The sequence below is a fragment of the Fructilactobacillus sp. X8R4C1 genome (assembly GCF_059900905.1).
This window is the reverse complement of record NZ_JBWXVJ010000004.1, coordinates 148,415-166,443: the sequence shown is the minus strand read 5'-3', so window position 1 is coordinate 166,443 and position 18,029 is coordinate 148,415. Positions and strand designations below refer to the sequence as shown.

The 18,029-nt window shown below is 42.6% G+C and carries 16 protein-coding genes; 8 read left to right on the top strand and 8 right to left on the bottom strand.

Annotated elements, in window-relative coordinates; all coding sequences use genetic code 11:
* The first annotated feature begins 52 nt into the window (after nucleotides 1–52).
* Entirely contained in the window at nucleotides 53–838 is a 786-nt protein-coding gene (locus AC6UDA_RS06765; RefSeq protein ID WP_500711421.1) for a TMEM175 family protein, read from the top strand.
* Between the two features lie 132 nt (nucleotides 839–970).
* On the top strand, nucleotides 971–1,351 hold the full coding sequence (locus AC6UDA_RS06760; protein ID WP_500707403.1) for a hypothetical protein: 381 nt from the start codon (nucleotides 971–973) through the stop codon (nucleotides 1,349–1,351).
* Between the two features lie 74 nt (nucleotides 1,352–1,425).
* Here AC6UDA_RS06760 and AC6UDA_RS06755 read toward each other — a convergent pair whose 3' ends face one another.
* The 3 genes from AC6UDA_RS06755 to AC6UDA_RS06745 form a co-directional block, all read right to left on the bottom strand.
* Nucleotides 1,426–3,012, bottom strand: a complete 1,587-nt coding sequence (locus AC6UDA_RS06755) for an L-lactate permease (protein ID WP_500694115.1) — start codon at nucleotides 3,010–3,012, stop codon at nucleotides 1,426–1,428.
* Nucleotides 3,013–3,154: 142 nt separating this feature from the next.
* On the bottom strand, nucleotides 3,155–4,639 hold the full coding sequence (gene yjeM, locus AC6UDA_RS06750; RefSeq protein ID WP_500695849.1) for a glutamate/gamma-aminobutyrate family transporter YjeM: 1,485 nt from the start codon (nucleotides 4,637–4,639) through the stop codon (nucleotides 3,155–3,157).
* 92 nt (nucleotides 4,640–4,731) lie between these two features.
* Nucleotides 4,732–6,477 carry an ABC transporter ATP-binding protein gene (locus AC6UDA_RS06745; RefSeq protein ID WP_500711419.1) on the bottom strand — a complete coding sequence of 582 codons (1,746 nt, stop codon included), beginning with the start codon at nucleotides 6,475–6,477 and terminating at the stop codon, nucleotides 4,732–4,734.
* 111 nt (nucleotides 6,478–6,588) lie between these two features.
* Here AC6UDA_RS06745 and AC6UDA_RS06740 point away from each other — a divergent pair, with 111 nt between their 5' ends.
* The gene (locus tag AC6UDA_RS06740; protein ID WP_500695847.1) at nucleotides 6,589–7,425 is read left to right on the top strand and encodes an aldo/keto reductase; all 837 of its coding nucleotides are present in this window, start codon (nucleotides 6,589–6,591) and stop codon (nucleotides 7,423–7,425) included.
* Between the two features lie 68 nt (nucleotides 7,426–7,493).
* Here AC6UDA_RS06740 and AC6UDA_RS06735 read toward each other — a convergent pair whose 3' ends face one another.
* Nucleotides 7,494–7,997 (bottom strand): TetR/AcrR family transcriptional regulator, encoded by a 504-nt coding sequence (locus AC6UDA_RS06735; RefSeq protein ID WP_500711417.1) that lies wholly within the window; start codon nucleotides 7,995–7,997, stop codon nucleotides 7,494–7,496.
* A gap of 180 nt (nucleotides 7,998–8,177) precedes the next feature.
* A complete protein-coding gene (locus tag AC6UDA_RS06730; RefSeq protein ID WP_500711415.1) occupies nucleotides 8,178–9,014 on the bottom strand; it encodes a DegV family protein in 837 nt (278 codons plus the stop codon).
* Between the two features lie 279 nt (nucleotides 9,015–9,293).
* Here AC6UDA_RS06730 and AC6UDA_RS06725 point away from each other — a divergent pair, with 279 nt between their 5' ends.
* The 3 genes from AC6UDA_RS06725 (at nucleotide 9,294) to AC6UDA_RS06715 (ending at nucleotide 13,009) form a co-directional block, all read left to right on the top strand.
* Nucleotides 9,294–9,416 (top strand): hypothetical protein, encoded by a 123-nt coding sequence (locus AC6UDA_RS06725; RefSeq protein ID WP_500694107.1) that lies wholly within the window; start codon nucleotides 9,294–9,296, stop codon nucleotides 9,414–9,416.
* Between the two features lie 114 nt (nucleotides 9,417–9,530).
* On the top strand, nucleotides 9,531–10,724 hold the full coding sequence (locus tag AC6UDA_RS06720; protein ID WP_500711413.1) for an MDR family MFS transporter: 1,194 nt from the start codon (nucleotides 9,531–9,533) through the stop codon (nucleotides 10,722–10,724).
* An 11-nt stretch (nucleotides 10,725–10,735) separates the two neighbouring features.
* A complete protein-coding gene (locus AC6UDA_RS06715; RefSeq protein ID WP_500711411.1) occupies nucleotides 10,736–13,009 on the top strand; it encodes an ATP-binding cassette domain-containing protein in 2,274 nt (757 codons plus the stop codon).
* 45 nt (nucleotides 13,010–13,054) lie between these two features.
* Here the strand turns inward: AC6UDA_RS06715 and AC6UDA_RS06710 are convergent, their stop codons facing one another.
* Nucleotides 13,055–13,816, bottom strand: a complete 762-nt coding sequence (locus AC6UDA_RS06710) for a hypothetical protein (protein WP_500708521.1) — start codon at nucleotides 13,814–13,816, stop codon at nucleotides 13,055–13,057.
* Nucleotides 13,817–14,010: 194 nt separating this feature from the next.
* On the opposite strand from AC6UDA_RS06710, the gene AC6UDA_RS06705 reads away from it, so the two are divergent.
* On the top strand, nucleotides 14,011–14,427 hold the full coding sequence (locus AC6UDA_RS06705; protein WP_500694103.1) for a hypothetical protein: 417 nt from the start codon (nucleotides 14,011–14,013) through the stop codon (nucleotides 14,425–14,427).
* A 360-nt stretch (nucleotides 14,428–14,787) separates the two neighbouring features.
* Nucleotides 14,788–15,966, top strand: coding sequence for an aminotransferase class I/II-fold pyridoxal phosphate-dependent enzyme (locus AC6UDA_RS06700; RefSeq protein ID WP_500711410.1), 1,179 nt, complete (start codon nucleotides 14,788–14,790; stop codon nucleotides 15,964–15,966).
* A 73-nt stretch (nucleotides 15,967–16,039) separates the two neighbouring features.
* Here the strand turns inward: AC6UDA_RS06700 and AC6UDA_RS06695 are convergent, their stop codons facing one another.
* Both AC6UDA_RS06695 and nrdI read right to left on the bottom strand, forming a co-directional pair.
* Entirely contained in the window at nucleotides 16,040–17,386 is a 1,347-nt protein-coding gene (locus AC6UDA_RS06695; protein ID WP_500708523.1) for an FAD-dependent oxidoreductase, read from the bottom strand.
* 108 nt (nucleotides 17,387–17,494) lie between these two features.
* The gene (nrdI, locus tag AC6UDA_RS06690) at nucleotides 17,495–17,980 is read right to left on the bottom strand and encodes a class Ib ribonucleoside-diphosphate reductase assembly flavoprotein NrdI (RefSeq protein WP_500701307.1); all 486 of its coding nucleotides are present in this window, start codon (nucleotides 17,978–17,980) and stop codon (nucleotides 17,495–17,497) included.
* Nucleotides 17,981–18,029: the final 49 nt, after the last annotated feature.

Genomic DNA, 18,029 nt, shown 5'->3' with positions numbered 1-18,029 from the left:
TCCATAATGGCGTGCTATAATTAGCGTAAATCTATCAAAGTGAGGAAACGTTATGGGTGAAATCAAGAAAAAAATGAAAGATCGACTTGATGCCTTCAGTGACGCCATTATTGCCATCATTATTACCGTGATGGTGTTGGAACTGCCGATTGAGAAGATTGGTGGAAACGTTGAGTATCTGGTTCTATTTCGTGCCATTGGAATTTATGCCGTTAGTTTTTGTTTTGTTGGGAACTTGTGGTACCAGCATGCACAAGTATTCAACGATACCGAAAAAGTAGCCAACAAGACGGTTGTCATGGACCTGGTGTTCCTCTTTTTCATGTCGTTAATTCCAACTTTTACAAAGCTTATGACCGACGATACATCGCAAATCACGGTGATGCTTTATGGCACTCTTTCACTAATTTTATTGGTGGTCTTTCGCATCATTGTGTCGCAAATTGCGGAAGTCAAGTACCGAAAGCACTCCAAGCAACATGAAGTTTTCAACTATATTTTTGCCAGAAACTTTAACTATTCAATCGCGGCGTACGTTATTTTGATTATTTTGGCGTTTTTCTTTCCTAGAATTGCTTTGACTTTATTTATCATTATCCCAATTTGGTCGTTTATTGAAAACAGCCACGAGCACGGGACCTTGAACTTGGCTAATCAAGGAATGGAAGAGGGCCAGGTTAATTTAACTGAGTCGGTTAAAAATTTGACAGCTGATCAGAAAAAATCCTTAAAAGCCAAGTTAGCTTCGACGATTAAGGCGTCAAAGGGTACTGATGATGAGAAAGAAAAGCATGAGATTTGGACCCAGTTTGCCAAGTGGGCCGCTGATCAGAGGTAAAACTTAAAGCATTGCTATAAAATATTTTTAGGGATTGACGTCAATGAACAAACGATGTCAGTCCCTTTTTCTTTAACATTTTCTTTCAAAGTTAAATATATGTTAAAATTTATCTAAAGGTAGGTGTTAAATATGAAGAAAAACGCATTTACTAGTCGTATCAGTTTACTGTGGACGGCCATGGCCATGATTTTATTTGGCACTAGTGTGGTTGAAGGCATCCAAGAGATCATCTATGGTTTTCCTATTGGTTTCATTGACTGGATTTTGATTATTTTAAGTGCCCTCTGTATCATTATTTGGGCGGTCACTTTATTTATTAAGAATCCAGCAATGGAGATTGCAGGTGAAATTACTCCAAAGCAACGTATTTGGGGTGGGATTGTGACCCTGATTGTGTTTCTTTTGGTAATAATTGGAATTTCTCATCTTTCCGTCATGTGGACTGATTTAATCCTGATTCTAGGGTTTATTGGCTTTTTACTTAACGAAGTATGGACGTTTAAAGATTAAAATTTTTGATAATTAAATCTGAAAAAAATCCATTCCAATGTTGAATTGGGATGGATTTTTTTGTTTACCTATAATTATTTGAATATGAAGATGGAGATAATGAGAAAAAAGAGATAAGCGGCTGCTGGAATGGCAGTCTTCCGCATTACCGTCCCCTCCTGTCCTTTCAATCCAACTACTCCACTCACTGAAACAATGTTGTAGACACAAATCATGTTCCCAACCGCAGCACCGATGACTTGACCGGCGAGGATGAGAAATTTGTCTAAGCCAGCGTCCACGGCGACATCAGCCTGAATTGATGAAAAAGTCAGGGTGGAGACGGTCGTGCTCCCGGTGACAAATGAGCCAACCGCGCCTAAAATTGGCGCGATTGCTAACCAGACGCCGTGCAGGTGAGTAGCCATAAACGATGCCAAGTAACCGGGCATGCTGTCTAGTTTGGCGCCGTTAAAATTGGTGTTAGTAAAGACCTGGACCATGATTAAAGTCACAATTAAGGTCAGAAGCGTGGTCTTCATTGATTTCACCACGTCCCACGCTTCGTGTGAAAACGAACGAAATGATTCTTCACGAAGCAGAACCGTTAGTAGGGCAACAATCAAGAGGACGGTTCCCGGTGAAGCTAAAAGGAGCCAGCTCGAGTCAATTGCCTTAAAGCCAAGAATGTTGGTTAATGATAGGTTGACGTGGCTGTTTAACCAGTTATGGACCGGTTTGACGAGTTTAGGGATTACCAGTAAAACGACCACGAGGACGTATGGTAACCACGCTCTAATTAGTGAAATGTCGGTTCGGGGCTCTTTGATAGTTACTTTTTCGGACTGCTGCCATGGATTTTTCTTAACATCCCTTGGTAGTAAGATGTTGAATTTAATACTTAAGATGGCAAAGATCAGCGCAATGATGGGGCTGATAACGGATGTTAGTTCGTACCCCAGTAATAATTGACTGATAATGGTTGAAGTCGAGTAGATTAACCCAATGGCAAGACACCATGGAGTAACCTGTAAAACTGATTTGAAGCGGTGCTTGGTGTATTGATTGGGAAGCAAAAAGACCAGCATAACGATGAGGATCAGCGGAACCAGGGTCCCACTGATTAACTCGAGGTTAGCAATCTTTAACCCGACTTTGCCCATCTCAGCGGGACTAACGGTGTTACTTAGACCAACTGTTATTGGAGTTCCTACGGCTCCAAACGAGGCGGCAGTTGAGTCGGCTACAAGGGCTAAAACGATTGAAGAGAGCGGTTTAAAGCCCAGAGCAATTAGCAGTGGCGCGGTGACCATGGCTGGAGCACCGAAGCCCGAGACTCCCTCAATTAGGGACCCAAACAGAAAGACAATCAGGATGGCTTGCAGGCGCATGTCGGTGGTTAAATTGGTGAAGCCAGCGTTAATCCGGTCCACTGATCCGGTGTATTCCAGTGCTCTTAGTAATAACAGTGCCCCAAGGAGGATCCAGGCAATCGTTAGACTTTTGTGGACTCCCTGAATGGCTGAAGCTGCCAGAGCTTTCATTGGCATCTTCCAAACCAATAAACTAGCTAAAATAACAAGTATTGCCGTTACACTCATTCCCTTTAAAGCTGGCATGTTTAAAAAGCCCAGCAGAATTATTGGGACTAGTATCGGAAACATTGAAACTAATAATTCCATATAATGTTTTCTCCTCTTAGTGCTTTGCGGTAAAGATGTCTTATAACTATTATACATGAGTCAATGGTTTCAAGCTAAGAGGATTGGGTAGTGAAAATGTAAAATGAAACGCCCCCTCACCAAAGGGACGTCTCATTTTTGCTTATTTACTTAGATATTTCTTTTCGTAGTGGTGGTACAAAAGATAACCCACAATACCAAACAAGACAGGTCCAACGACCATCCAGATACTGCTTACGTAGTTGCCACTCAAAGCGGGAGCGATAATCGTAAAAATAATGGCAAAACCGACCGTTAGCATTACGACACAGACCGCTAATTTGGCGACCAGTGAATTCTTGTAGAAGACAAAGGGCTTCTTGATTTTCTGGTTGGCTTTAAAACCAATGAACGAGAAGGCAATGAACAGGTACGGAATTACCATGGCCACGTTGGTCATCTGAACCAGGATGTTGAAGAAAGCTTTGGCACTTTGTCCTCCAAATGAGATTACGAGGATGAATAAGATGACTAAGAGTCCCTGAATCACCATGGCATTGCCTGGTACGTTGTGTCTGTTGATTTTGGTAAAGAACCTCGGCCAAATTTCCTTGGGAGTGCCCTCCACGATCGTCTTGATTGGCGAAATGACGAGTGTGATGAAGGCCCCACTCAGTGCTAGAAAAATGGAAACCCCAACGTAACGGCTGACCCACATCCCGATTTGAACGGAGACGCTATGAGGAAAGTTCAGGGCGGTCCCCAGTTGATAACCAAAGTTATTCATGATAACGAAGGGGATGTTGACTAGGTTAATGTTGTGTTTTGAACCCAAGACCTGGTTCCAGTTCGTAAAAGCTCCAACCATGAAAATCCCAATCGAATAGACGACGGAAATGGTGATGGCCGAGATGGTGATTCCCTTAGGAAAAGTCTTTTCGGGAGTCTTGGTTTGATCGACGAGGCCCCCAATGGTTTCTAGTCCACCGTAGGCAAAGATGGCGTATACGATAAATCCGAGGACATTAATTAATGAATCGTATTGCGGATTGGGTGATACTAAGACGGCTTTCCAGGAGAGCGGCTGAAAGGTATGTCCGTTAATTAAAAGGATGATGGCCCCACCAACAATGAGGATTACATTGGTTAGCATTGCCGCAAACCCGCCGATGGAAGTGACCTTCTGAATTTGACTGATCCCACGGGTAGCAATGAACGTAATCACGATCATCAAAAGGACGGCTAAAAGGCCGATGGTTTCAACACTTGAAAGTCCAAAGAGGTGAGCATCTGACGTTTTATCAACGCCGAAGATTGCATTTGAAAGTGGGACCCAGATGGCGGAACTGGTGTTGACCATCCAGATGATGGCGGAAGCATACCACATTGAGATTCCCGTGAAGGCGAATTTAGGATTAACTGATTCGCTCATCCAAGTGTAGATGCCACCGTGCTTTTCTGAAAAAGCCGCACCAAACTCCGCAATCATGAACGCGAACGGGATGAAGAAGCAGAGCGCTGCCAGGATGTACCAGATGATTGAGGCATACCCCATTAGGTAGAACGCTCTGGAAATGTTCGCTGATCCGAAGACGGATGTAAAGATCATTAAGACTAACGCAAATAATGATAACTTTTTATTGTCCATCAAATGTAACCTCCAATTTCTTAAATAATTCTTAAAGTATAACAGGAAAATCCTGATTTGTGACACAAAAAAAGAATTCATTGCTGAATTCCTTATTTTTTGAATTGAATTTTAACGTATTCGCGATACTTGGGCAAAGTCTTGATTAACTCTTCGTGAGTCCCGTGTCCACTGATTTCACCGTGGTCAACAAAGTAAATGTCGTCTGAATCAACGATGGTACTCAATCGGTGAGCAATAATGAGGGTAGTACGACCCTTCATGAGTTGATGAAGCGCCTTTTGAACCATGGCCTCTGATTGTGAATCAAGACTGGCCGTGGCTTCGTCAAGCATCAAGATTTTTGGATCTCGCAAAAAGGCCCGAGCGATCGCGAGTCGTTGCCTTTGGCCACCACTGACCTTGATTCCTCGTTCACCAACTTGAGTGGAAAGTCCGTCGGGCATCTCTTTCACAAAGCCCTCCGCGTACGCCAGGCTTAGGACGTGCCAGAGTTGGTCATCGGTAAACTGCTCGTCTAGTCCATAGGTCAAATTATGGCGAATCGTCCCCGCCATGATGGCTGAATCCTGACTAACCAGTCCGATTTGATGCCGCCAGTTGGAGAGGTTAATGTCCTCGATGTTTTCCTTGCCAATTGTAAGGGTGCCAGACGTTGGTTGGTAGTAACGTTCAATCAAACTGAAGATGGTTGATTTTCCACTTCCAGAAGGTCCAACGAAGGCCGTAGTTTGATTGGGCTTGGCGGCAACGTTGACGTTTTTTAGGACCGGTTCGTCGGGGTCGTAGGCAAAACTAACGTCATTGAGACGCAACGTTTTACCTCCAATATCATCCGAGAATCCTGACGCAAAGTCTTCTTCGGGTTCAATGAGGAGTTCTCGGACGTGTTCGGTAGAACCATTGGCCTTCGAGAGGTCAGTGACAAAACGACCCAGCATGCTAACGGGACCAATGATTTGAAACAGGTACATTAGAAAGGCAAACATGGTTCCGATGGTCATGGCTCCAATGGCAACCCGATGAGCGCCATATGCCAAGATTCCAACAATCATAGCCATCATGACCGTGTTCAGGATTGGTCCTGCAATGGAATCGTAGACCGACTCTTTGAGGCCGATTCGATACAGATTGTGAATCAAGTTAGAACCAGCGTTGGTTTCGTACGGTTCGGCATTTGATGATTTGACTAAGCGAATTTCGTTTAAAGTTTCCTGCGCCTTTCCGCTGAAATCAGCCATTTGGTCCTGACGCGACTTCCCAATCTGACTCGACTTGTGAATGATTGGTCGCATCACGGTCATGACGATGGGAATGGCAATAAACATGATTAAGGCCATTCGCCAGTCCATGATGAGCATGATGATTAAAGCCCCGATTAGTTGAAAGATCGATGTAATCGTGTTGGGAAATGAAACTGACAGTAAGTCTTTAATCTGATCCGTGTCACTCACGAGCCGCGAAGTCATTTTTCCGGTCTTCACGCTATCGAAGTAGTGAACGTTTAACTTCACCATTTTCTCCCATAGTAGTTCTCGAAGGTTAGCCACGACGTCTTCACCGAAGAAACCCAGGAGCGTTCCTGAGCCCGCGTTAATTAGGGCACTTAAGACGAATAAAATAACCATGGCAAAAATCAGGACTAGACTCACGCCCTTGGCGAAGTCGTTCACCATGACCTGGGCAATCTTTGGAACCGTTAGTTGGGCTCCAGTAGCGACTAGTCCCAGGATCAGTCCGACCATTAGTTGCCAGTAGTGGGGTTTAGTTTGTCGAATTAAATGGAAGAATCCCCGAAAGTTGAAGGATCCGTTATTTTTTTGGTTTTTCTTTTTCACGTTATCACTCCTTAAATCGTAACTACTATCCTATCACAAATCGACTTGCTTGAAACGAATATTCATTCCGATTATCCTGATCGTAGAAACACATTGAGAGGAGTTCTCATCATGGAATATGAGTATTACACGTTAAATAACGGAATGCAGGTTCCGAAGATTGGATTTGGGACCTATCTTTTAAAGGGTTTTGAAGGTGCAATGGCGATCACTTCTGCCATTCATAAGGGTTACCGGTTAATCGACACTGCCTACAATTATGAAAACGAAGGGGCCGTTGGTCGTGGAATTGAAAACTCGAACGTCCGGCGTTCTGATTTGTTGGTAACTTCAAAGTTGCCAGGCCGTTACTACGACCGAAAGAGTGCCATTAATGCCATTCAAGAGTCACTTTATCGGGCTGGTCTAGACTACTTTGATATCTACTTGTTGCACTGGCCTAATCCCAAAGAGGGGAACTACGTTGAAGCATGGCAAGCACTGATCGATGCCCAACAGTACGGTTTGATTCGGACGATTGGAGTCTGTAACTTCCTACCTGACTACTTGGACAAGCTAGTTGATGAGACGGGCGTCATGCCGTCAATCAACCAGATTGAACTTCATCCCTACTTTAATCAGGCTGATATGCGTCACTATGATGAGGAACACGGGATTTTAACCGAGGACTGGAGCCCACTTGGTCGTGCCAGTGAGATGTTAAAGAACCCAGTTCTGGTTGACATGGCCGCTAAGTACCATAAAAACGTTGGTCAATTGATTTTACGCTGGGAGATTCAGTTGGGAACGCTGCCAATTCCTAAGTCAGCTCATCCTGGTAGACAGAGTGGTAATTTGAACGTCTTTGACTTTGAGATTACTCCTGAAGATATGGAAACGATTGATTCGTTAACCAAGCCAGATGGTCGAACTCATAATCAAGATCCAGCCACTTACGAAGAATTTTAGATTAATTAATGCTTGAAATCAATTAATAAAGGAGGCCCACTTCTGGGTCTCCTTTTTGTACGGATTAATTAATAAATAATTTCAAGGACTCTTTGAAGCCGATGGAGTAATTTTTCGGAATCTTTGGGAGATTCCATTGCTTCTTTAATCGTCTGGTGGCACAGAACGGTAATGGCCCACCGTTTGGCTGGCAGCTTAATGATTGCCGAATCATCAATGTTTTTCTGATTATGCAGGATGTCCATCTGAATAAATTCAAAGTATTCACTTTCAGCACTATCTTCTAGAAAGGAACGGGCGGCATCAACGTAGTCGCTTGGTTTCAGTTCATCAAGCTTTTTATTTGTGAAAGGCTGGTGAATGGTTGATAAAACCAGTCTGCGCGTGTAATCATAGCCGCCCTTTAAGGTAATGAAGTATTTGTAGTAGGCTCCACGTGAGATTTTGGCATCCTTGATGATCCTGGCAACTTGGGCGTCAGAGAAGGGATGAGCGGAAAATTCATTTAAAAGGGCACTGTTGATGCGATCCTTTTTTGCCTGGGGGAGATTTACAAAAGTTGACGATGGCATAAAAAATCCTTCCTTCTATGTAATAATTTAATTATACCCACATGTTGACACGGTGTTAACCGCTAATTTATCATAATTGGCTCATTAAAAGTCCGAATAAACAAGCGATGATTCCATGATTTCCCCCTTTCATAATAAAAGACCGAACATAAATGTCCGATCTTAATTGTTAGGATTAAGTTATGCGAAGATGTAGCCAAATCCACCAGGGCCAACGTGGGTCATAACGATGGGACTTGTCAGACGGCAGGTGACGTCGATGTCAGGTCTAGCTTCCTTGATCTTAGCGGCAATTTTCTTTGGGGCCGTTCCGTCGTCAACGTATGAAAGACCAACTTCGGAAATGGCCTTATTATTAATGATTTCATCGGTGACCTGATTGGCAATCTTGGTCATTTTCTTGATGCCACGGCACTTGTACTTCAGTTTTAAAGTTCCCTCAGTCAGTTGAATTACGGGCTTTAGTTGAATTAGTGAGGAAATAAAGCCAACCGCCCGGCTAGCACGCCCACCCTTGACCATGTAATCAAAACTGTTGATGAAAACGTAGGTCATAATGGTTGGTACAAAAGCCTTTAAATTGTCCATAATTTCGTTAACAGACTTGCCTTGATCGGCCAATTTTTTGGCACGTATGACAGCAAAAGTAAGACCACTATCAGTTGAATCACTGTCTAGGACTGAGATGTCTCCGCCCACTTGTTTGGCAGCGGTCCTAGCCGTCTCAACCGTTCCACTTAAAACCTTGGTTAAATGAATGGAGATGATTGAAGCGTCTGGATCTTCTTTTTGAATTTTTTCGTAGGCTTGAATGAATTGACCTAGCGAAGGTTGACTGGTCTTCGGAAATTCTTTGTCGTTTGCAAGATGATCGGAGAATTCTTTTCTGGTAATGTCAACACCATCTTCATAAGTTTTGCCATCAATGGTAACCTGAAGTGGTACGACTGTGAGATTATTTTTTTGAATTTCATCTGGGGTTAATTGAGCAGTTGAATCAGTAACAATATGAATCATGTGTTTCTCCCTCCAATTAACGTTTCGTTAATTTGCCTTATGGACCTTAATTATAGTAGAAGGATCGGTTTTTTCCCAGTTAAAATTGGATTTAATTTTAGTAGAGAGTTTGGTTAAGCGTGGGACAGGTAACTTCATCTTTGAAAGTGCGGTTACATAGTGTGAATGGTGTAACCGGTTGGCAATCACATTATAAAAATTATAAATTAGAGAAAGAAGTAGCTTTTTTGTCGCAAACAAGATATAACTATATTAGGGAGAAAAGCAGGGAGTTTCATCATGAAAAATAAAATGAAAATCCTGCTAACCAGTGTTGTTTCGGTGCTGGTAGCGGGTTCAATGGTAGCCGGATTGGTTGCCAAAAAGCGTGATAACGAAAAGAAGCATGCGACAAAAAAGTAAGCATTGCTGATTATTAGGGGGATTTCAACTACGGTTGAGTTTCCCCTTTTATTATGGTCGATCGTGTAAGCGTTGAAATTAAAGAAAAAATAAATAATGAAATGAGGCAAGCAAATGGTAAAGGGAAAGAAAAAAGAATTAAGGCTTAGTACCGTTTTAATCTATTCGTTACTATTAAATACCGGGTCATCCTTTATGTGGCCGCTAACCACGGTCTACATGCATAATTACCTTCATGAATCTCTGACAACGGCCGGCATCGTGCTGTTTGCCATGTCAATGTTCATGATTATTGGGAACTATCTGGGTGGTTATCTTTTCGATCGCTGGTCACCATATAAGACCGCCATCATCAGTGTCCTAATTACGATGACTTCGATTGTGACTTTGATCTTCTTTCACGGCTGGCCCATTTTTGGAATTATGTTACTGCTGTACGGACTGGGTAACGGCTCCAGCATGACGCTCTTAAATTCGTACGCATCGATGATCACCTCTAAAAGTACGCGATACGTTTTTAATTCGTTGTACGTGGGGCTTAATCTGGGGGTCGTTGTCGGAACCGCGTTGGTTGGTTTCTTGATGAAGTACGGAATTTCGATTGTTTTCATCGTGGCAACGGGTTTTTACATTGTGTTGTTGTTGATGACGATTTTTGAATTTAACATTAAATTACATCGACCAGAACCGACGGCCGTTAAGCGTTCACAAGATGACGACGATGTTTCTGAGAAGAAGAGTCGCGGTTTAAAACTGATTTGGCTAATCTGCATCATGGTTTTTTGTATTTATATGAGTTATACGCTCTGGGAAAGTGTCATGTCAGTCCACATGACTCAACTAGGGATCTCATTTGAAAATTACAGTTTCTTGTGGACGATTAATGGGTTATTGATTGTTTTCATTCAACCGATTATTAATAAAATCGGGGCTCGGTTTAAGATGAGTCGTCAGATTGCCTTTGGGGTAATCATTTTCGCGCTAAGCTTCTTTATGTTAATATTTGCTAAACAGTACGCCGTTTTCGTGATTATCATGGTCATTTTGACCTTTGGTGAAATGAATGGATTACCGGGAATTCCGGCGTGGATCGATACGTTAGCGGACCCCAGACAAAAGGGGAAGTTTCAGGGACTATTTAATATTTTTATGTCACTTGGAAGAGCAGTGGGACCACTCTTTGGTGGATTAATGGTTGAATTTTTCAACTATCCCGCTTTATTTATCGTATCCGGCGGACTGATTTTATTCGCATTGTTCTGTGTGATGAGCGAATCAAGAAAGTTAAGTAAAACACGTCAAGATTAGTGAGGTAAACCATGGTCGACACTTATTATAAAGATTCAATTGATGTGTCTGACGCACACCAAAATAATTTAAAGCACGTTAACGTCAAACTCCCTAAACACGAAATCACCGTTTTTGTCGGTGAGTCCGGATCGGGGAAATCGTCGTTAGTATTCGACACGATTGCGGCCATGTCACGTCGTGAACTAAACGAAACGTTTCCTAGTTTTTCACAACAGTATCTCCCAAAGTACGGGCAGCCGCAAGTTGGTGACATCAAAAATTTGCCAGTTGCCATTGCAATTGAACAGAAACAACTAACCGGCAACGCCCGGTCGACGCTTGCCACCTATACGGGAATCTACTCGTTATTACGGCTCCTGTTCTCACGGGTTGGAAAGCCATTTGTGGGATACTCGGAGGTCTTTTCGTTTAACCTGCCGCAGGGGATGTGTCCGTACTGTCAGGGATTAGGTTATGTCGATGAAGTTGATGAGTCAAAGTTAATTGATCCAGAAAAGTCACTTAATGACGGAGCGATTACCTTCGTTAGTTTTGGACCCGGAACCTGGCGTTGGCGGGGATACGGTTACAGTGGTTTATTTGATAATGACAAACCAATTAAAGATTATACTCCCGAAGAGTATGACTTGTTGATGCACGCGCCACAACAAAAACTGTCCAATGCGCCCGCTTACTACAAAACGAGCCAGTACGAGGGTGTGGTTCCCAGAATCAAACGTTCAATCATCAACAGTCGTGAGGGTAAGCACCACAAAGAAGCCATTAGTGAGATTGTGACCCGGGAAGTTTGCCCGGTATGTAAGGGAGCTCGACTTAACCCCAGATCTTTGAGTGTTAAGATTAATGATTTTAACATTAACGACGTTTCTAAGATGGACCTGGTTCAGTTCTTGGACTTTTTGGAGTCCATTAAAGATAACCTTGGAGATGAAATCATCCGGGGTTTAGAGTCTAAGATTAAACCTTTAATCGACATTGGATTAGGGTACTTGACCCTCGATCGGACCACCAGCACCTTATCAGGTGGTGAAGTGCAACGTATTAAGATTGCTAAACACCTGACCAATTCATTGTCAGATATTCTGTACGTTTTTGACGAACCAAGTGTGGGTCTTCATCCCCACGACATCGCTTTGATAAAAAAGGCCATGATTAACCTAAAGAAAAAGGGTAATACCATCTTTATCGTTGACCACAACCCAGAGATCATGTCGATTGCCGATCACGTGGTCGAAGTGGGACCAAAATCTGGGGCTGACGGTGGAAAGATTACCTTTACCGGAAGTTATCCAGAAGTGTTGGACTCTGACACCTTGACCGGAAAATGGTTAAGGGCACCCCATCACTTCGCCAAACCACTTCAACCTAAGGGATTTGTAGACTTGAAGCACGTTCACATGCATAACATTGACGACGTGAGTGTCAAGGTACCAACTGGGATTATGACCGTTTTGTCAGGAGTGGCTGGATCTGGTAAGAGTTCACTAGCGGAGGCCATGAAGGACCATCTAAATGGCAATTACGTTGATCTGACGCAAAAACAAGCCGGCATCAGTATTCGTTCAACTCCCGTGACCTATCTCAACATTTTAAACCCAATTCGAAGACTTTTTGCGAAGGCCAACAACGTTTCGACCCAACTCTTTAGTTACAACGGCAAGGGTGCTTGTCCGCGTTGTAAGGGGAAAGGGATCACAATTACCAACATGGCTTTCATGGATCCGGTCGTTCAGACCTGTGAGTTGTGTCACGGAAAACGCTACAGTCAGGAAGCCTTGGGATACAAGTATCACGGTCAAGACATCGCCGACGTTTTGTCAATGTCGGTTGCTCACGCGGCTGAGTTCTTCAAGGATGTTCCTGAAATCGCTAATCCGTTGAAACAGATGAGCGAAGTCGGATTGGATTATTTAGCGTTAAATCAGGCTTTGACCACGCTATCTGGTGGTGAACTGCAACGACTACGATTAGCCCAGATGCTAGAAGAGAAGGGCAAGATTTACTTTCTTGATGAACCCACGGCCGGTCTCCACATGAATGATACGCAACGATTGCTGAAGTTATTTAAACGAATGGTTGCTGATGGCGATTCTCTTATTATCGTTGAACACAACCTTGATGTAATCAGTCAGGCTGATTGGTTGATTGACATGGGACCTGGAGCAGGAACGTACGGTGGAAACGTCCTGTACAGTGGAATTCCTGAGGGATCGGAAAAAGTTCCCCAATCATTTACCGGAAAAGCCCTTAAAAAGTACATGTTGCCTTATAAAGAAAGATAAACAAAAAGAGATCATCACTGATATCAGTGATGATCTCTTTTTGAATTAGAATCCGATGAAAGACTCAATGTTGGCTTTTATCATATTGATACCATCTTGGATGGTCATGATAATTTGTTGAAGAGCATTATTATCCCGTTCACTAGCATTTTGTTCGATTTCTTGTTTGGCTTTTTCAATGACATCTTGAGTTTTTTGGTTAGCTGCATTACTGCCATTGTTGCCACCATTATCAGCGTTGTTCTGGGGTTTATTGTTATAATTTTTAACCACCACGGGCGGATTTTGTTTAACCTGTTGCTGGGCACTCTTTCCTGAACGGTATAAGCCAAAGATTCCCAACAAAATGATAATTAGGAAAATAATGACGATCCAGCGGAACCAGTGGTGTGTCTTCTTTTTAGGAGCACTTTGGTACTGCGTTTGATTGGGTGCTGTTCTATCAACACCCGGGGAAACCACCTGTGCACTTGGTGCGTACACCAAGTTGTAAGTGAGCGTTCCTCTTGCAAAAGTTCCGTTGATATTCTCGTTCGGATTGACGGCCACAACCCGACCCATGTTTGCCGGATAATCAACGTTTCGTTTAAAGGTGACATTAGTGAGGTAACTGACGGCATTCTGATCACCACTAAGTCCCTGAACGACGTATCCCTTTAGGTCAGGGACTTCGATTGAAAATGCTTCCCCGGGAGTTTGCGAATATTTTAATGGGTTAGTCAAATTTTGAGCGTTTTTATCAACAACGTTAATAACTACGTTTCCGACATTGCGGTCCATTCGACTACCAACTGTTTCATTGTTCATTGATTGAGTGCTCCTTTAATCAGTTTATATGCATTATCTTACCATTATTTCTCAATCTCACAAAAAGAATCCAATCCAATTTCCCGCACCTTAATGGGGGATCAGGTGTCGATTAGTCGCTTCAAATGTGATATCATGATTACTGTAAGTGATAGTCATTAACTATCAGACTGAATATTGAGAGGAAGAATGACATGAGCGAAAAAAAGATTATTGAAAAACTCGATGACATTAAAGATTACGAAGACAAAATGGCTGATTTAGTATCAGCAATCTTGACTGACCAACCTTGGGAACAAACTGATGAAGTTCGAAACGTTTACTTCTTGGATGTAACTGATTTTGGGAAAGACCTTCAAGATGTTTTGGACCAAATGAACGTTTTGCGTGACCAATACGATGAAACATTACACTCATACTTGGGTGTTCCATTCATCCCTTACGTTCCACTATCAAAATTAACTGATGCCGCTTTTCAAACTTTAGTTGACGTTGACCCAACGGACAACATCACTAAGACTAAGAAGAACAGTGTCTTTGTTGATTCACGTGTTATTGATAGTAAAGATGGTAAGCACATTAGCTTGGACTTACAATTTAACGAACAATAAGATTAAGTGTAAAGAGAGTTGACACCTTGGTGTTAGCTCTCTTTTTTACGTTCTTTAAATAAATGTTTTAAAATGATTGACAGAAAGTGATTTGAGTTGTTTAATTAGTGGCAATTAAAGAAGAGGAGGAATATTCCATGAATAATCATATTGATCATCAAACCGACCTTTATACTTACTTTACTTGGTACAAGTGCGTATCTAAGTAAGGTTGTTTTGAGGGCCTAATTAGATACCGTAAGGATACTAACTAGGCTAATTACAGATTATCGTTGGATATTCCTAATAACGAATGTGTTTTTAATCCCAGTTAGCATCGAATGTTAACTGGGATTTTTGTCTATCGAAAGGAGAATTAGAATGTCAAAAGCATTAATAAGTAAAATGAATCAAGAAATGCTGCAGCTATCACCATCGTCGATTTTAAAATTTAATGATGAGGTGAGTCAGATTCCTGATATTATTCCGTTAACGTTAGGAGAACCAGACTTTAATACTCCCGAACACGTTAAGGACGCGGCAATTAAAAGTATTCAACAAAATGAGAGTCACTATGCCCCAACCAAGGGAACTAAGCGACTGCGGGATGCAGCTGCGCACTTTTTACAAAGTAAATACGATTTAAACTACGACCCGGAGACGGAGATCATTATGACCGCTGGAGCAACCGGCGGAATTTATACGGCGTTAACATCGGTCTTAAATCCTGGGGATGAGGTTTTAATTCCAACGCCGATTTTTCCACTCTACTTTCCGATTATTAAACTACGGGGAGCCACCCCGGTTTTTATGGACACCTCTAAAACTGACTTTGTCCTTACTCCAGAACAATTAGAACAAAATTTAAGGGATCACCCCAAAACCAAGGCGATTGTCTTGAATTTTCCCACTAATCCCACTGGCAAAACTTATCATCCTGGCGAACTCCAAAAACTGGCCGATGTGATTAAAAAGCATGATATTTTTGTGATTTCTGACGAAATTTACAGCGAACTGGCTTATGACGGCCAACACGCCTCAATCGCTAAATATCTTCCCGAACAAACCATTTTATTGAATGGAGTTTCAAAGTCACACGCGATGACCGGATGGAGAATTGGGATCATGGCGGCGCCTAAAGACATCACTAGTCAACTTGAAAAAATCGATCAATTTACGATCACTTCGACTACCACAAACGCACAAGCTGCGGCCGCCGAAGCACTTGGAAACGGAATGAATGATACTGATGCCATGAAGAAAGAGTACCGAAAGCGACGTGATTTTGTCTACGAGAAATTGAATGCGATGGGCTTTAAGATGGCCAATCCCGATGGAGCTTTTTACATTTTCGCTAAAATCCCAGCTGGCTTAATTCAAAATAGTATGGACTTTAGCTATGATTTAGCCCGTAAAGCTAAGGTGGCCGTCATTCCCGGAAGTTCGTTTGGCCCAGGCGGCGAGGGTTACGTCCGCATTAGTTATGCTACTTCAATGGAAAACTTAAAAGAAGCCATGGACCGAATTACTGAATATATTGAAAAAGAAAGAAAAAAATAGTGGTGACGCCAAAGCCCTTAACTACTTACGATAGTTAAGGGCTCTTTTGCGGTGTATTTTATTTTATTTACAATTACTTGTTTTGGGCTTCTTTTTCCTGAGCCGCTTGACCCAAGATGTTGAGGTAGTTAAACGGACGGTCAAAGTTTGGTTGAAACAGCATGTCAACCATAGCCAGGTCGTCAATGGTGTTTTCGTTTTGAATGGCAACCGAAAGCACGTTAGCGGATTGTGAAATGTCGTAGAGACTGGTCAATGCGCCACCCAAGATTTTACGGGTGTCAGGACTGTAAACCAGTGACATCAGAACGGGAGTCGTGGTAGGCATGAATTCAGGACGATAGTTGTCTTCGACAATTACTTGGTGAGCGTTAATGCCCTGAGCCTTAGCGGCACTCATGGTTAAGCCGGTTGAGGCGAGGTTTCTGTCGTACAACTTCAGACCAGATGAGGATTGCGTTCCCATGTATTTTTCGGTGTCGTTTTCGATGTTCTTTCCAACCAAGATTCCTTGACGAACCGCATTGGTTGCCAGCGGAATGTAGGCGTTTTTGTGGGTTGGATTGTAGTGAACGGCGGCACTGTCACCAGCGGCGAAGATGTCCTTGTTAGAAGCATGCATGTAATCATCGGTGATGATTGCACCGTTTTCAAGCATGTCAACTTGACCCTTGAGTAGACTCGTGTTGGGTTTGAAACCAATGCACAAAATAGCTAGGTCAGCCGTAAATTCGTCACTGCTGGTCTTAATTGAGACTGTATCACCGTTATCAGTGAACTTTTGCACCATTTGGTTTCCTTCAAACTTAACGCCGTGGTCCTTGTAGTCTTTTTCAACGATGTCAGTAAACTTAGGGTCATAGTATTTACTTAAAACCCGGTCAACCCCATCAATCAGGGTAACTTCGTGGCCGGTCTTAGAATAAGCTTCGGCTAACTCAGCTCCAATGTATCCAGCTCCAATAACAGCGATCCGTTTAGCGTCCTTGGCGTCATCGAAAAGCACCTGAGCGTCGGTCCAGTTCTTACAAAGCTTGACGTGATCGCTATGAACGCCCTCGATTGGAGGGACAACCGGAAGGGAACCACTGGTCATTACGAGCTTGTCGTAATGTTCGGTCTTACTTTCACCGGATTCTAAATCCTTAACGGTGATTTCCTTGTTATTTGAGTCGATGTTAGTGACTTCGTGCTTCATTTGCACGTCGGCGCCTAGTCCCTTTAATTCCTTTGGATCGGAATAGAATAGGCCTTTTGGATCCTTAACTTCGCCACCTAGATAAAGAGCGATTCCACATGATAAAAATGAGATATTGTCATTTTTTTCATAGACAGTTAAGTCATAATCGGGATGCTCTTTTAAGATTTGTTTAACCACAAAAGTTCCCGCGTGGGTACAACCAACAACAATAATTTTCATGATGCAACTTACCTCCTAGTGTGAAACAATATTCATGAATTATAGGTTATCCTACCAGATAAAATTGTGAAATGCTAATCAATACACTCATAAAATGGTTCTTATTTATTATTTTTTGAAAGCGACTTCATTACTATACTCTCTGGCTCTTTCACACATGGTTTGATAAATGCGAACGACATCACGATCGGTGCCCCTTAATTCGTATTCTGCAATTTCAGGGACGTTAAAACGTTCCGCATATCTTCTGGCTGTGAGACAAAATTGGACGTTAAAATTGCGATTACCACTGCCGACGATTCCCATGCAGTAGTCGGCGTTATGGTTGTAAGCAACGTATTCGCCCATGGTGTTGGTCATGAGTTCTTTGACCCCGTTATCGATTCCATTTCCACCGTCAAGGTAGGTCGGCACGAAAACAAAGTACGGTGATGTTTCGTCAGCAAAGTCACTTTGATCTGAGATTTCGGTTGGTTCAATTAGTGGGTTACTAGCATCTTTTTGGTGCTCGGTTTCCGCGTAGTCCTCTAAATTTTGCACGAAGTTGCGGGTGTTACCGGCAATTGAGATGTATAAAATGCGAATGGGTTTGATGATTACTACCTCCTTAAATATGAAAAATAGTCACTATTAGTGTAACCTC

Excerpts from the sequence above, each read along its gene's own strand:
- AC6UDA_RS06765 (WP_500711421.1), top strand. The coding sequence starts at position 53 with ATGGGTGAAATCAAGAAAAAAATGAAAGATCGACTTGATGCCTTCAGT.
- AC6UDA_RS06760 (WP_500707403.1), top strand. The coding sequence starts at position 971 with ATGAAGAAAAACGCATTTACTAGTCGTATCAGTTTACTGTGGACGGCC.
- AC6UDA_RS06755 (WP_500694115.1), bottom strand. The coding sequence starts at position 3,012 with ATGGAATTATTAGTTTCAATGTTTCCGATACTAGTCCCAATAATTCTG.
- yjeM (WP_500695849.1), bottom strand. The coding sequence starts at position 4,639 with ATGGACAATAAAAAGTTATCATTATTTGCGTTAGTCTTAATGATCTTT.
- AC6UDA_RS06740 (WP_500695847.1), top strand. The coding sequence starts at position 6,589 with ATGGAATATGAGTATTACACGTTAAATAACGGAATGCAGGTTCCGAAG.
- AC6UDA_RS06735 (WP_500711417.1), bottom strand. The coding sequence starts at position 7,997 with ATGCCATCGTCAACTTTTGTAAATCTCCCCCAGGCAAAAAAGGATCGC.
- AC6UDA_RS06730 (WP_500711415.1), bottom strand. The coding sequence starts at position 9,014 with ATGATTCATATTGTTACTGATTCAACTGCTCAATTAACCCCAGATGAA.
- AC6UDA_RS06725 (WP_500694107.1), top strand. The coding sequence starts at position 9,294 with ATGAAAAATAAAATGAAAATCCTGCTAACCAGTGTTGTTTCGGTGCTG.
- AC6UDA_RS06720 (WP_500711413.1), top strand. The coding sequence starts at position 9,531 with ATGGTAAAGGGAAAGAAAAAAGAATTAAGGCTTAGTACCGTTTTAATC.
- AC6UDA_RS06715 (WP_500711411.1), top strand. The coding sequence starts at position 10,736 with ATGGTCGACACTTATTATAAAGATTCAATTGATGTGTCTGACGCACAC.
- AC6UDA_RS06710 (WP_500708521.1), bottom strand. The coding sequence starts at position 13,816 with ATGAACAATGAAACAGTTGGTAGTCGAATGGACCGCAATGTCGGAAAC.
- AC6UDA_RS06705 (WP_500694103.1), top strand. The coding sequence starts at position 14,011 with ATGAGCGAAAAAAAGATTATTGAAAAACTCGATGACATTAAAGATTAC.
- AC6UDA_RS06700 (WP_500711410.1), top strand. The coding sequence starts at position 14,788 with ATGTCAAAAGCATTAATAAGTAAAATGAATCAAGAAATGCTGCAGCTA.
- AC6UDA_RS06695 (WP_500708523.1), bottom strand. The coding sequence starts at position 17,386 with ATGAAAATTATTGTTGTTGGTTGTACCCACGCGGGAACTTTTGTGGTT.